Below are 13,320 nucleotides of genomic sequence, written 5' to 3'. Positions count from 1 at the left end.
GGGCCGGCGAGGGCTGCTAGATATAAGCGTAAAGGCACGCTTGGCTGAGCACTAGACCGGATATGGCCGTGCCAAAAAAATTGTTCAAAAAGCGGTGGCAAAGGTTCGGCTACCCACTTGTTTGCTGGGTTTCTGGCCAAATTTTGTCTGGACAGCCGGTGAAAAAAAACTTACTTAATGCTGATTTTGCCCTCGGCGCCCGCCGGCTTGAGCTCAACCCAGGTGTTGCCCGGGGCAAGGTTGATTGGGGCACCTTCGGCGTCGACCAAAATAATCGGTGCGGTGGCACTGGCCTTTGACCATGTGCCCTTTACATACTTGCCGGCCGAGAAAACCCAGGCGGTGCCCGAAGACACCATCACAGTTTTTGGCACGTTGCCGTATTTGCGGTCGGCATAGCTGCGGTCAATTTTTACTTCGATAACCACAACGTTGCTGGCGGCAACCTGCTTGCCAGTGGCGGCATCTTTGTGGACTTCACCATCTTGAGTGCGCAGCCACTTGAACTTATAGGTGCTTGGAGCCCACTGGGCTGAAGCCTGCGGAAAGTTGACGGTAAAACTCTTGGTGACCTCGACGCCCGAGACCGCAGCGGTTGAGCTCTTGAGGTCTGCCGCGTAGGTGAATTGAGCTGCCGGAGCCGCAAGATCTGTGTGCTGCTCAGCCAACTTTTTGGCGTTTACAATAACGTTGTGAGGGGCAGGTCTGCTGCTGGTTCGAGAGAAAGTACCCTTGCCCTGCTCGGTGGTTTCTGAAGCGTTGAAGACCGGGGTGTTCTGCATCATCTGCACAAACGCATACTGACCGCCCGAATAGCAAACAATGCCGCCGAATGGGCTGATGATGTCTGGGTCCATTGGTCTGATTGAACGCACTGGGCCAACCTCAGTTGGCTGCTGTGAGTGCCAGATTGCAACCAGGCGGGTCAGGCCCCCCTCGACCATCTCGTCAAAGACGATGTCGGTTGAGTTGAGACCAAACTGCGGGCGCGCGGCATATGAGTTGTCAATCTTGCAGGCCACCGATGGCTTGCCGGTGAACGAAGTGTCGTCAACGCCCTCTTGGTAAACCACACCGGTTAGGGGTGCGGTCACGTAAACCGGGGTTGGTGTTGGTGATGCACTCGGCTCGGCACTGTTGCTGGCATTTGGCTGGCCGGTTGGGCCCGATGCACATGCAGTTAGAAGAAGTACTGAGGTTGCCACAAGTGCAATTTTGCCGAGGTTCATGTTGGCAAGTTTATGCCGTCACCCGCCAGTCAATAGACTTTTAGGCATGAAGGTTTTAGTTACCGGCGGCGCCGGATACATCGGTTCACACGTGGTGCGTTTGCTGCAGCAGCGCGGCGATGAAGTTGTGGTTATTGACGACATGAGCGCAGGCGTGATTGAGCGTTTGGGCGGGGCCAAGTTGCTGCCGCTTGACCTAGCCGCACCTGAGGCCATGACCTTACTGACCGAGATGTTCAAGCTCGAGAAAATCGAAGCGGTTATTCACCTAGCAGCCCGCAAAAAAGTGGGCGAATCAGTAGAACTACCTGAGTGGTACTACGAGCAAAACATCAGTGGCATGGCCCACCTGCTGGGTGCAATGCGCCAGAGCGGCGTGACCAAGCTGGTGTTCTCATCTTCAGCCGCAACCTACGGCATGCCAGATGTGCCAGCAGTATCTGAAGACCTGGACTGCAAGCCGATTAACCCGTACGGCGAGACCAAGTTGATTGGCGAGTGGATGGTGGCCAACGCTGCCCGCGCCTGGGGCTTGCGCGGAGCAAACCTGCGCTACTTTAACGTTGCTGGCGCCGGCTGGCCTGACCTTGCCGACACCGCAGTTGCCAACCTGGTTCCAATTGTTTTTGCCGCGCTGCGTGCCGACAAAACCCCGATTGTTTTTGGAGATGACTACCCAACCCCAGATGGCAGCTGCGTGCGCGATTATGTTCACGTGCATGACCTTGCCGAGGCACACCTGAGCGCCCTTGACTACCTTGACCGCGATGACCGCCCGCACGCCACCTTTAACGTTGGCACCGGTTCTGGCTCGAGTGTTTTTGAGGTCTTGGATGAGATCAAGAAGGTATCGGGAATTGACTTCAAGATTGATGTTCAGCCAAGACGTGCCGGCGACCCACCATACCTAGCCGCAGATGTTTCGCGCATTCGCGAGACTTTGGGCTGGAGTGCCAAGCGTGACCTGCACGACATTATTGAGAGTGCCTGGAACGCTTAGTTCAGGGCGCAAAACGCGGGGCAGAAGTTAGATAACCTCGTTGGCGCGAGCCAAGTCCTCGGCAAAATCAACCTCAACCGCATAGAGATCACTGATGTCTACGGCCTGAAACTTGAGGCCATCCTCGGCAATTGCCAGCTCGATGCCGCGCTCAAAATAATCGGTGTCGTCAACCTCGGCCAGGCGCTTGATTAGAGCGGCTTTGTCTTGCGCAGCAACGTAGTTGATGCCCACGGCCTCACCCAAACCACCGATAACCTGCTTTGAAAGCTGGGCAATTTGGCCGGCTGAATCGAGGGTGTATTTGACCTCTTCGTCGCTAACCTTGGAGGTGTTTACGACCACAAAACTTTGGTTGGCATCCATCATCGGGGTAACACGCACCAAAACCTGAGGGTCAAAAACCACATCACCGTTTAGCCACAGCACACCGCCGTCACCCGATGCACGAAGCGCCTTGAGCAAACTCTTTGAGGTGTTGGTCTGGTCATAAAACTCGTTGTAGACAAAGGTGGCCTCAGGAAAGCGCTCGATAATGGCCTCGAGCTTGAAGCCAACCACAATCATCACGCGGCTGGTCTCGCCAAAGGCGGCATCGATGTTGTCAAACTGCTGCTTCATAATTGAGCGGCCATCGCGAAGCTCGGTGAGCGGCTTTGGTAGCGGGCGGGCCAAGCGGGTGCCCATGCCGGCAGCCAGAATTACAACCTGTTTTGACATGCTCTCAAGACTACTTGCCGAAGACTGCTGCAACCACTCGCGCGGCAGCCTTGCCGTCTTCGAGTGAGTTGAATTTTTGCTGCCAGGCGGCGTATTTGTGGGCATAGATGTGTGCGTTTTTGCCAATCTGCTTGAGCTCGGCCAACAGCTCATCAACCGTGCTGCAAATTGGCCCCGGTGCCTCGGCCCTGAAGTCAAAATAGAAACCGCGCTCGGCCTCATAGCGCTGCAGGTCGGGCACCAAAAAGAACACCGGTTTGCCGGTGACCGTAAAGTCAAACATCACCGATGAATAATCAGTCACCAGAGCGTCTGCGGCCAAGTAAAGCTCGGCGACATCTGGGTAGTTAGTCACGTCAATCGCGTTGCCCGCCACCGATGAATTGTGGGCACCGTGAGTCAGGTGGTGACCTCTAAACATCATTCGCACGCCCTCGGGCATCGGTGTGTTTTTGCCTAGGTAGTTGACGGCCTGCCAGTTGCCGGTGGCGCTGAGTTTGTAGTCGCGCCAGGTTGGCGCGTAAAGCACCAGCCACTCGGTTGGGTCGGTCACACCAAGTTGGCGGCGCACGCGCTCGCGCACACCCTCTGGCTGGCTGGCCAAGCGGTCGTTGCGCGGGTAGCCGGCCTCAAGAATGTTGCCCGAGTAGTTGAATGAGCCAGGGAAGATCTGGGTGCAGTACGGGCTCGGCGAAACCAGGTAGTTCCAGGCGGCTGCCTCGCGATCCATGGTGGCCAGGTAGGCCTTTGATGGGCCGGTGCCCTGGATGTCTCGGCCAAGGCGCTTTAGTGGCGTGCCGTGCCAAGTTTGTAGATAAACCTGACCCTCAACCTTGCGAAAGTACCAAGGGAAACTGTTGTTATTGACCAGATACTTGGCGGTGGCCAGGGCCTTTAGCCACTGGCGTGAGCCATAAACCACACCGATGCTGCCTGCCGGTGCCGTGGTTTTGCCACGGCGAATAGTCCAGTAAAAAGTGAGCTCTGGGTGCGTGCGCTGCAGTTCGTTAAAGATATCAAGCGGGCTGTCACTGATTGACTGCCCCTGAAAAGACTCGAACAACACCGCGTTGGCCAGGGTGGTGGTTTTTTCTGGCTGGTATTGCGCCTTGCGAATCAGGTCTGCTCGGCGGCGGTTTAGAGCACCGATAATCCGTGCCGGTGAATACCCCTGCAACAGGATCATTTGTTCACTCGGCTTTTATCGATGGTTTGGCCGGCACCCTTGAAGAAACCGACCCAAAAGCCCCAACCCCAGCTGAAGTGAATGGTTGGCAAAACAATTAGCAGCGCGATGCGCGCCTTGAGGCTGAGCCCGCGGGCGGTTGCGGCCAACCCGGCGGCGCCCATCAGGTAGGCGGCCAGTGGCAAGATACCGATGTACCAACCGGCCAGAACCATCCAGAGCCCAGCAATTACCGCAGCCACCAATAGCGGCGGTGCAAAGTAGCGTTTTGGTGCGTTCTTTAGATCGCGCTTTGTCAGGTCTCCGCGCCAAACACCGGTTGAATAAAACTGTTTGACCAAGCGGTCAAAACGGCCACGCGGCCAATAGACCACTCGCAGCTCTGGGCTAAACCACACCAGCCCCCCGGTTGCTTTGATGCGCTGCGCTAGCTCCCAGTCTTCACCACGGATGATGGTTTCGTCGTACCCACCAACCCGGGTTAGTGCACTCTTTTTGAAGATACCGAGGTAAGCGCTCTCGGCTTCTCCGGCCTCGCCGCCCACGTGAAAGTTTGCCCCACCGATTCCGAAACGGCTGGTGTAAGCCCAGGCGGTTGCCTTTTGGAATGCGCTGCGCCCACGGGCATCCATGATGCCACCCAGCAAGTCAGCTTTTTGCATAAGCAAAATGCGCACGCCGTTGGCAAAATAACCTTCGGCCGGCTCTGAGTGGGCATCGATGCGAATGATGATGTCGTGCTTGCTCTGGCGAATTGCCTCATTCAAGCCAACCGTGGTTAGCCCTCGAGGGTTATCAATCAGCCTGATCCGCGAGTCGGCCGCCGCCAACTCGGCAGCAATCTGGTTGGTGCCATCGGTAGATGGACCAAGGGCCAACAGCAACTCAAAATCACCGTCGTAGTTTTGCGCCATCACGCTGGCAACAGCATCGGCCAAGTGACCGGCCTCGTTGAGCACCGGCATAATTACTGAAATTGGAGCGGTGGCCACGATTAGTCGACCGTGGTTGAGCCGTTGGCCGCGTTGTATGCATCGACAACGGTCTGAGGGTCGCCATCCATGCGCAGCACGCCCTTTTCAAGCCAGATAACCCGGGTACAGGTGTCAAGAATGGACTTCATGCTGTGGCTAACCAAAAACACGGTTCCGGCACTGTCTTTCATCTGGCGCATGCGTGCCTCAGAACGGTTGCGGAAGGCCTGGTCACCAACAGCCAAAGCCTCGTCAATAATCAAGATGTCGTGGTCGCGGTGAGCAGCAATTGCAAAGCGCAAACGCGCAGACATACCTGATGAGTAGGTGCGCATCGGAAGTTCGATGAACTGCTCGAGGCCAGCAAATTCGGTGATTGCATCAACCGAGGACTCAGCATCTTTGCGGTCCAGACCCATGGCCATGCCACCCAGCAAAATGTTTTTCTCGCCAGAAAGCGCAGGCAGCAGGGCCGCGCCAACGCCAAGCAAAGTTGGCCGCGCCGAGGCATAGATGTTGCCTTTGTCGATTGGGGTTAGGCCAGAAACCGCGCGCATCAAAGATGATTTGCCCGAGCCGTTGCTGCCGATTAGACCAACCGACTCACCCTCGTAAACCGTAAAGCTGACGCCCTTGACCGCGTGAACCTCGCGCAGCTGGGTCTTCTTTTTGAGCAGGCCGTTGCGGCTGTTCTCGCCCACGGCACGCTTGCCCGAGGCATAAACCTTATAAACAATGTGAACGTCGTCGACGATCACTACCGGCTTGCGTTCGTTAGTCTCGGCCATAGCGTTCCTCGGCTTTCCAGAAGTAAACCGTGCCCAAGATGAACAAACCAAATGCCCACACCGATGCCCCAATCCACAGTTGTGGCTCCATGCTGTGGCCACTGACAAGTGCACCTCGGCCAAGCTCGATGAAGTCGTAAACCGGGTTCCACTTCATGATGGCCATCAGGGTTGGGTACTGGTCAAGCAGGCTATCGATGCTGAAGAAAATGCCGCTGGTGTAAAACATGATGCGCGTGATGAACGGAATCAGGTTTGAGAAGTCGCGAACCTGTGTGGTTAGGCGGGCCGAGACCATGGCCAAGCCGGCGCTAAAGATGATCATCAAAAGCACTACCGGGATGAGCCCAAACCAGCTCCAGGTAACTTGGCGCTGGATGATGAGCACCAAGACCAACAGCACAGCCAGCTGTGGCAATAGGTTGATGAGCTGGCGAATCACGGCCGAGATTGGCAACAGGATGCGCGGAAAGCTGAGGCTCTTGACCAATCCGCTGTTGCTGGTCAGAGAGCTGGCGCCGGTTGAAAAACTGGCTGAGAAGAATGAGAACAAAAACACGCCGGTAAACAAGAACGGCAAGAAGTTATCTGGGCGGTTGTCACCAAGAATGATGCCGAAGATCAAGCCGTATGTGGTTGCCTGAATGGTCGGTAGCAGAACCATCCACCAGCGACCAAGGCGGTTGCGCGCATTCAGGGCATCGTTGGTGAATTTTGACAGGGCAATCGCAAAGTCGCGGCGAGCCCAAGCATCTTTTATGTATGTGCCAAACGGAGGCCTTGCGCCCATGCGCTTGAGGCCATGCTGCGCTGCATATTCTGCGAGTTCCATGTGGTTCACCTGCCTAAGTTTATTGGAAAAGGGCCTGGGATTACTCCCAGGCCCTTTTCTAGATTTGTCTAAAAGACGGTGCAGCTGAAATTACTCAGCCTTGTTACCAATACCCTTGGCAACGATTACTGCAAGAGCAGTAACAGCGGTACCAATAAGGATTGCCAGCACGTAGGTTAGAGCGTTGCTCACTAGTGGGAACACGAAGATACCACCGTGTGGTGCGCGTAGCTCGTTGCCGAAGATAGCAACTAGAGCACCGGTTACACCAGAACCAAGCATGATTGAAGGAATCACGCGGATTGGGTCAGCAGCAGCGAATGGGATTGCACCTTCAGAGATGAATGATGCACCTAGTAGCCATGCAGCCTTACCGTTTTCGCGCTCTGACTCGGTGAATAGCTTCTTGCGTAGCTGGGTAGCTAGTGCAAGACCTAGTGGAGGAGTCATACCTGCAGCCATAACGATAGCCATAACCTGGAACTCGGTTGCTGAAGCAACAGCACCAGCAGCAGCAAGACCGGTAACACCGAAGGTGTAAGCAACCTTGTTAACTGGGCCACCCATGTCGAATGCCATCATTAGACCGATAACGATACCTAGTACAACTAGACCTGCAGTTGAGATGCCGTTTAGCCAGTCGGTTAGACCGGTAACAAGTGCACCAATTGGGGTCTTTAGAACTAGAACCATTGACACACCGGCAATGATCGAAGCTAGTAGAGGAATTACAACTACTGGCATAACTGGCTTGATCCAGTTAGCTACTGGCCAGCGGCTGATCCATAGAGCAGCAAAACCAGCGATGAAACCACCAGCGATTGCGCCAAGGAAGCCGGTGCCGGTACCCAATGGGTTGCCGTCTAGACCGGTTGCAAGTGCACCAGCGACGAAGCCAGGTGCGATACCAGGACGGTCAGCAATTGCGAATGCAATGTAACCAGCTAGTACTGGCACGAAGAATGCGAATGCAGCCTTACCTAGCCAGAAGATGATGAATGCCCAGTTACCAACGTTTAGAAGGTCAAATCCGGTTACTGCTCCACCCTCGTTGGTTGGAACACCCATCTTTGCCGCGTCGTACGCGTGGATACCATCAGTACCTGCAGCAGCTGCTCCAAGAAGGAAGCCAAGAGCGATCAAAATACCGCCGGCTGCTACGAAAGGAATCATGTATGAAACACCGGTCATCAGCCATTGGCGGATGCGGGTTCCGATTGATGCGTTACTCACTATGAGTCTCCTATTAGCTCTCTAGTTTGAGATTTGGGCCCACGGGGTGTGGTCCCAAATTGTGTGTTACTTACTTCTTACCGAAGAGGCCTCCGAGGAAGCCGCCCTTCTTCTCTGAAGATGGCTTCTCTGCCGCCTTCTCTTTCTCTGCTGGTTGAGCAGCAGAAGCTTCGTTGCCAACTTTCTTGGCGGTTCCGTTGGCAGCTGCCTCTAGAACTTCGGTGATAAGTGCAGTTGCACCGCGCATTGCCTTAGCAACCGGTACCTCGATGTATGGCTTGCCGTTGAAACGGTCGCGGCCAACAACCTCTAGGTCAACACCAAAGATCACAGCGTCAGCTGAATCGATGACGTCTTGCTTTAGTGGGTTTGAACCTGCTGAACCCTGGGTCTCAACGATTACCTCGTGACCTAGCTTCTTGCCAGCCTGCTCTAGAGCCTCTGCTGCCATGTAGGTGTGGGCGATGCCGGTGATGCATGATGTGACACAAACGATTTTTGCCATGATTACTGAACCTCTCGGGTAACGGTCTCTGCGATGGATGCTGGGCTCTTGTCGGCGCGAAGTGCGTCGCGGAATTCCTCGTGCATAACCTTACGAGCTAGCGAAGCCAGGATCGATAGGTGAGCGCTGTCGCCAGATGCTGGTGCAGCGATTAGGAAGATTAGGTGTGATGGGCCGTCGTCGGCTCCGAAGTCGATGCCCGCTACTGAAGTTGCAACAGCAACTGATGGGGCGGTGACTAGGTCACTCTGTGCGTGAGGAATAGCAATGCCACCCTCGATGCCGGTTGGGAAGTGTTCTTCGCGCTTTGCGACTGCCTCGAGGTAACCCTCGATTTCGGTGATGCGGCCTGCAGCGAGCAAACGTTCTGCAAGAAGACGGGTTGCCTCTTCTTTGGTGGTTGCTTCAATGTCGACGATAACGATGTCTGCAGTGGTTACAGCTGTACTCAAATTGCTTGCTCCTTTGGAAGCTTTGTTATTACTAACCCGGATTTACGATACTGAGCAAGACCGTAAGCGCTTGCCATTTTTCGATAAATGATGCGAGAAAGTAACAATTGTTATTTGTAGAAAAGATACAAATGAAGAATAGCCCCAAATGACCGGGCAACTCAGCTAAAGCGGTGTGTTGTCACCTTGGGTATATGTGTGGGAAACTGTACGTTCACCCCACTCACTTATATAAAAACGGAGTATTTGATGTCTGTTATCTCTCTTGAGGTTGAGGTTCTTGACCCGATTGGTCTGCACGCTCGCCCAGCCAGCCAGATTGTAAAGCTGGTTAAAGAGTCAGGCTTGACCATCACCATCGGTCGCCCAGGCGAGGACTTCGTCAAGGCAAATTCAGCACTGATGCTGATGTCTCTAAAGATTAAGACCGGCGAGAAGCTGACTCTTCAGTTTGAGACCGAAGACGCTGCAGTTGCATCAGACCTGCACGTTCAGATCCAAGAGTTCTTGAAGGGCTAGTACCTTGTCTCTAGCTCAGGGCACCATTCTGTCTGGCCTAGGTGTCGGCCTAAACTCGTCTGTCGGCGAGGTACTTGTTGTTAAGCCTCAGGCCCCGCTACCTGCGTGGAGCAAGTCATCGCAGTCTGCAGCAGACGAGAAGGCCGCACTAAAGCAAGCAATTGCAAACGTGGCCAACACCCTCGACACCCTCGGCGAGCGCGCCGGCGGAACCACTGCCGAGATCTTCGAAGCACTTAAGTTTTTGCTTGAAGATGAAGAGCTTTTTGAGCTAGCTGAATCAAACATCGATGAAGGCTGGACTGCCGGCGCTGGCTATGGCCAAGCGGTTGATACCTTTGCCGAGCTACTTGGCGGCGACCCTGATTTTGACGAGCGCGTAAAGGACCTACAGGACCTTTCAAAGCGTGTGCAGGCAGACCTAGCCGGAATCGAAATGGCACTAACCCTGCCAGAGACCGGACGCATTGTTTTGGTTGGCGAGGACTTTAGCCCAGCCGACACCGCTCAGTTCACTAAGGCTGTAGTTGGCGTGATCACCCTCAAGGGTGGACCAACCAGCCACACCGCAATCATCTGCCGTTCACGCAGCATTCCGGCTGTGGTCTCTTGTGGCGCAGCCGCCGACCTAGCTAACGGTGACACCGTTTTGGTTGACCCAGTTGGCGACCGCGTAGTTACCGGCGGAGACGAGTCTTTGGCAACCAAGGCGATCGAGTTTGTGGCCTTGAACGAAGACCCAGTGATTCCGGTTCGCGCAAACATCGGTACCTTGGCAGACGCCCAGGGTGCATCGGCCGAAACTTTGGCTGAGGGTGTTGGCTTGTTCCGCACCGAGTTGCTTTACCTATCGGCTGCTACTGCACCGACCATTGATCAGCAGGTGGCTAGCTACAGCGAGATTCTTGCTGCGGCCCCAGCTGGCCCAATCGTGGTTCGCACCATAGATGCTGGTTCAGACAAGCCCGTGCCGTTCTTGCACATGCCTCACGAAGAGAACCCGTCACTTGGTGTTCGCGGATTCCGTTTGATTCAGGACCACCGCCAGTTCATCGAAGACCAGCTGACCAGCCTTGAGGCTGCACGCTTGGCCACCGGCCGCGAGGTTTGGGTTATGGCCCCGATGATTGCAACCGTGCAAGAGGCCAAGCAGTTTGCCGAGCTAGCACGCGGCATCGGTGGTTACAAGGTTGGCGTGATGGTTGAGACACCGTCTATTGCAGCAATGGTTGACCAGCTTGAGGGCGTAGTTGACTTTGTCAGCATCGGCACCAACGACCTATCTCAGTACCTATTTGCCGCTGACCGCATGAACCCATCTTTGGGCGCTTTGCTAAACCACTGGCAACCTGGATTGATTCGTACCCTGGCCCGCATTGCTGATGGCGGCAAGAAGGCCGGAATCTCAGTTGGTGTTTGTGGCGAGAGCGCATCTGACCCAGCCTTTGCGGTGGTGCTTGCCGGTCTTGGCATTTCATCGGTGAGTGTTTCTAAGTCACAGGTGACCGTGGTTCGCAACGCGTTGTCTTCACTAGACCTAGCCGACTGCAAAGAGATTGCCAACAAGGTTTTGGCGGCAACCTCTGCAGAAGATGCAAAGGCTGCGGCACTGAATGCTCTCGCGAAGCTCTAAGGTCTCGGTTGTCGGTGCCGGCTCGGTCGGCGCCTCAATGGCCTACGCCATGCTCATTCGTGAGTCTGCGCGCGAGGTTGTACTCTACGACATCAATGAAGCCAAGGTAACCGCCGAGGTTCTTGACCTGGCCCACGGCACTCAGTTCACCGGCGCATCTTCGATCACCGGCGGCACCGACATTGCCCTGACCGCTAATTCAGATGTGATTGTGATCACCGCTGGTGCCAAGCAAAACCCAGGGCAAACACGCCTTGAACTTGCCGGGGTCAACTTCTCGATTCTTGAATCGATGATTCCCAAGCTGCTCGAACACTCGCCAGAGGCCATCTTTTTGCTGGTGACAAATCCGTGTGATGTGTTGGCAACCGCAGCGCTAAAGCTGACCGGGCTACCTTCTAACCGCGTGTTCTCATCGGGCACAGTTTTGGACTCATCACGTTTGCGCTGGTTGCTCGGAGCAAAACTTGGGGTCAGCACCGACAGCATTCACGCGCTGATTGTTGGCGAGCACGGTGACTCTGAGTTTGCACTCTGGAGCCAGGCGCACATTGGCCCAGTTCCGCTAAGCAAATGGATAACGGACACCGGCTCTGCGCTAACCCGCACCGATCTTGACGAGCTTGCTGCATCGGTGAAGACCGCCGCCTACAAAGTTATTGAGGGCAAGGGCGCAACCAACTTTGCGATTGGGCTTTCAGGTGCACGGATTGTTGAGGCAATCGTGCGTGACGAGAACGCGATTTTGCCGGTGAGCTCAGTGCTCAGCAACTATCGAGGTGTAGACGGCATTGCAATGTCTGTGCCAACGCTGGTGAACCGAAACGGTGCGGTCAGAGCGATTGATGTGCCGATGGATGCATCGGAGCAGTTATTGTTTGAGGCTTCGGCGAGCGCAATTGCAAACTCACTCGCGCAGCTAAAGCTCTAGGCTTTTTGCTTCGGCTTGGCTGGGGCGCGGTCTGTGGTTACCCCTCGGGCAGCCATGGCATCGGCCATTTCATCAGCGTGCTTGAGCGCTAACACCAACACCGGCACCGCAGTGCGGCTAAGCCTTGGTCTGGCACCTCTGGCCACCTGAGCTAGGCGAACCTGATTTACAAAACCAGCCAGCACCGGAATTGTGGTGATGGTGATGGAGAGCAGGAGAGCAACAACCTCTGGCGCAACACCAAACCTGCGAAACGGGCCAAGCACACACTCGATGGCGATCATCATGTCTGAAGTCTTGGTGGTTAGCGACAGCAGGGTGGCAAACATCACGCTGATCAGAACGCGGCCGGAGTTGACCACGGTTTGCTCGAGAGTCAAAAAGATGAGCTGAGGCACAACCATCAAAAGTGCCAGCCAACGGGTTTGCCAGAGGTCTCGCAAGAAACTCTTGAAACCGAACCCAGCCAGTAGGAAACCTGCGACCATGGCCACTGCCGCAATTGAGAGCGCCAGATAGTTGCGACCAAAAATTGAGATCAGCAGAACGATGACTGCCAGGGCAACGATCTTTGGCCCGCCGTTGATGCGGTGCAGGATGCTGTTGCCTGGCCTGAAGAGACTGAACACTAAACACTCGCCAGGTAGCGCTCGATAACCGCAGCAGGTTCACCCATTTGTTCGAGTCGGCCGTCTTCAAAGTGCAGAACGACATCGCAGCGTGCAGCCAGATTCATATCGTGGGTGACCAAAACCAACTGCTGATCAAGCTCATCAAGCAAGAGGTTGGCAATTTGCTTGGTGTTGGCTGCATCAAGCAACGCAGTAGGTTCGTCGGCAACAATCAGCCCCGGGTTGGCTACCCAAATTGCACAGATTGCCAACAGCTGCTTTTGACCACCGCTGAGCGAGTGGGCCGGTTCTTCGGCAACATTCAAAAGCCCAAACTTGATTAGTGCCGCGCGAACCTTGGCATCAATCTCAGCATTTTCGAGGCCCGAACCGCGAAGAGAAAACGCAACGTCTTCTTGAACGGTAGGCATGATGATCTGCATGTCAGGGTTGCTAAAAATAAAGCCAACCTCTCGGCGAGCAGCCATCGGGTTTTTGCCCGGGTCAATCTCGTGAACCAAAACTCGGCCGTCTGTTGCAGCCACTAGGCCATTCAACAAACGCACAAAAGTTGATTTGCCAGATGCATTCAGCCCAATGACACCAATTCTGCGCTGGTCCAACTTGATGTTCAGGTTGCGCAAAACCGAGCGGCCGCCGAACCGGACGGTCACGTTGTCGAAGCTGATTGCAGTGGTGGTTGGCAT

At 55.0% G+C, this 13,320-nt stretch carries 15 protein-coding genes; 4 read left to right on the top strand and 11 right to left on the bottom strand.

Going from position 1 to position 13,320, the window contains the following annotated elements:
* Positions 1-170: 170 nt before the first annotated feature.
* Positions 171-1,229, bottom strand: a complete 1,059-nt coding sequence (locus FFA38_RS00655; RefSeq protein WP_138315117.1) for a DUF3048 domain-containing protein — start codon at positions 1,227-1,229, stop codon at positions 171-173.
* A 46-nt stretch (positions 1,230-1,275) separates the two neighbouring features.
* Here FFA38_RS00655 and galE point away from each other — a divergent pair, with 46 nt between their 5' ends.
* Complete coding sequence (galE, locus tag FFA38_RS00650) at positions 1,276-2,229, top strand: UDP-glucose 4-epimerase GalE (RefSeq protein ID WP_138274896.1); 954 nt, start codon at positions 1,276-1,278, stop codon at positions 2,227-2,229.
* A gap of 27 nt (positions 2,230-2,256) precedes the next feature.
* Here the strand turns inward: galE and FFA38_RS00645 are convergent, their stop codons facing one another.
* From FFA38_RS00645 to FFA38_RS00610, 8 genes are all read right to left on the bottom strand, one after another.
* A complete protein-coding gene (locus FFA38_RS00645; RefSeq protein WP_138315115.1) occupies positions 2,257-2,949 on the bottom strand; it encodes a phosphocholine cytidylyltransferase family protein in 693 nt (230 codons plus the stop codon).
* 10 nt (positions 2,950-2,959) lie between these two features.
* Positions 2,960-4,135, bottom strand: coding sequence for a CDP-glycerol glycerophosphotransferase family protein (locus tag FFA38_RS00640; RefSeq protein WP_138315113.1), 1,176 nt, complete (start codon positions 4,133-4,135; stop codon positions 2,960-2,962).
* The gene (locus FFA38_RS00635) at positions 4,132-5,127 is read right to left on the bottom strand and encodes a glycosyltransferase family 2 protein (protein WP_253786174.1); all 996 of its coding nucleotides are present in this window, start codon (positions 5,125-5,127) and stop codon (positions 4,132-4,134) included. Before FFA38_RS00635 ends, FFA38_RS00640 begins: the two co-directional genes overlap by 4 nt.
* A 2-nt stretch (positions 5,128-5,129) precedes the next feature.
* Positions 5,130-5,897, bottom strand: coding sequence for an ABC transporter ATP-binding protein (locus FFA38_RS00630; RefSeq protein ID WP_138315111.1), 768 nt, complete (start codon positions 5,895-5,897; stop codon positions 5,130-5,132).
* Positions 5,884-6,729: an ABC transporter permease gene (locus FFA38_RS00625; RefSeq protein ID WP_138274892.1), complete on the bottom strand. Its 846-nt coding sequence runs from the start codon at positions 6,727-6,729 to the stop codon at positions 5,884-5,886. The genes FFA38_RS00630 and FFA38_RS00625 overlap by 14 nt, the downstream gene beginning before the upstream one ends.
* A gap of 90 nt (positions 6,730-6,819) precedes the next feature.
* On the bottom strand, positions 6,820-7,962 hold the full coding sequence (locus tag FFA38_RS00620) for a PTS fructose transporter subunit IIC (RefSeq protein WP_246030958.1): 1,143 nt from the start codon (positions 7,960-7,962) through the stop codon (positions 6,820-6,822).
* 70 nt (positions 7,963-8,032) lie between these two features.
* The gene (locus FFA38_RS00615) at positions 8,033-8,467 is read right to left on the bottom strand and encodes a PTS fructose transporter subunit IIB (protein WP_138315109.1); all 435 of its coding nucleotides are present in this window, start codon (positions 8,465-8,467) and stop codon (positions 8,033-8,035) included.
* Positions 8,468-8,469: 2 nt separating this feature from the next.
* The gene (locus tag FFA38_RS00610; RefSeq protein WP_138274890.1) at positions 8,470-8,919 is read right to left on the bottom strand and encodes a PTS sugar transporter subunit IIA; all 450 of its coding nucleotides are present in this window, start codon (positions 8,917-8,919) and stop codon (positions 8,470-8,472) included.
* A 249-nt stretch (positions 8,920-9,168) separates the two neighbouring features.
* Here FFA38_RS00610 and FFA38_RS00605 point away from each other — a divergent pair, with 249 nt between their 5' ends.
* From FFA38_RS00605 to FFA38_RS00595, 3 genes are read left to right on the top strand one after another with little or no spacing between them, the layout of a single operon-like run.
* On the top strand, positions 9,169-9,438 hold the full coding sequence (locus tag FFA38_RS00605; RefSeq protein WP_138315106.1) for an HPr family phosphocarrier protein: 270 nt from the start codon (positions 9,169-9,171) through the stop codon (positions 9,436-9,438).
* A 4-nt stretch (positions 9,439-9,442) separates the two neighbouring features.
* Entirely contained in the window at positions 9,443-11,071 is a 1,629-nt protein-coding gene (locus tag FFA38_RS00600) for a putative PEP-binding protein (protein ID WP_138274888.1), read from the top strand.
* Complete coding sequence (locus tag FFA38_RS00595; protein ID WP_138274887.1) at positions 11,052-12,002, top strand: L-lactate dehydrogenase; 951 nt, start codon at positions 11,052-11,054, stop codon at positions 12,000-12,002. Before FFA38_RS00600 ends, FFA38_RS00595 begins: the two co-directional genes overlap by 20 nt.
* Here FFA38_RS00595 and FFA38_RS00590 read toward each other — a convergent pair.
* Positions 11,999-12,631, bottom strand: a complete 633-nt coding sequence (locus tag FFA38_RS00590) for an energy-coupling factor transporter transmembrane component T family protein (RefSeq protein ID WP_138315104.1) — start codon at positions 12,629-12,631, stop codon at positions 11,999-12,001. The two genes, FFA38_RS00595 and FFA38_RS00590, sit on opposite strands and share 4 nt — an antisense overlap.
* Positions 12,631-13,320 carry an energy-coupling factor ABC transporter ATP-binding protein gene (locus tag FFA38_RS00585; protein WP_138315102.1) on the bottom strand — a complete coding sequence of 230 codons (690 nt, stop codon included), beginning with the start codon at positions 13,318-13,320 and terminating at the stop codon, positions 12,631-12,633. Before FFA38_RS00585 ends, FFA38_RS00590 begins: the two co-directional genes overlap by 1 nt.

It is taken from the genome of Rhodoluna limnophila (assembly GCF_005845365.1).
GTDB lineage: Bacteria > Actinomycetota > Actinomycetes > Actinomycetales > Microbacteriaceae > Rhodoluna > Rhodoluna limnophila.
This window is presented reverse-complemented; position numbering and strand designations above follow the sequence as displayed.

Coding starts and splice junctions, on each gene's coding strand:
- FFA38_RS00625 (WP_138274892.1), bottom strand. CDS start 6,729: ATGGAACTCGCAGAATATGCAGCGCAGCATGGCCTCAAGCGCATGGGC.
- FFA38_RS00615 (WP_138315109.1), bottom strand. CDS start 8,467: ATGGCAAAAATCGTTTGTGTCACATCATGCATCACCGGCATCGCCCAC.
- FFA38_RS00640 (WP_138315113.1), bottom strand. CDS start 4,135: ATGATCCTGTTGCAGGGGTATTCACCGGCACGGATTATCGGTGCTCTA.
- FFA38_RS00645 (WP_138315115.1), bottom strand. CDS start 2,949: ATGTCAAAACAGGTTGTAATTCTGGCTGCCGGCATGGGCACCCGCTTG.
- FFA38_RS00595 (WP_138274887.1), top strand. CDS start 11,052: ATGCTCTCGCGAAGCTCTAAGGTCTCGGTTGTCGGTGCCGGCTCGGTC.
- galE (WP_138274896.1), top strand. CDS start 1,276: ATGAAGGTTTTAGTTACCGGCGGCGCCGGATACATCGGTTCACACGTG.
- FFA38_RS00585 (WP_138315102.1), bottom strand. CDS start 13,320: ATGCCAACCACCACTGCAATCAGCTTCGACAACGTGACCGTCCGGTTC.
- FFA38_RS00630 (WP_138315111.1), bottom strand. CDS start 5,897: ATGGCCGAGACTAACGAACGCAAGCCGGTAGTGATCGTCGACGACGTT.
- FFA38_RS00655 (WP_138315117.1), bottom strand. CDS start 1,229: ATGAACCTCGGCAAAATTGCACTTGTGGCAACCTCAGTACTTCTTCTA.
- FFA38_RS00605 (WP_138315106.1), top strand. CDS start 9,169: ATGTCTGTTATCTCTCTTGAGGTTGAGGTTCTTGACCCGATTGGTCTG.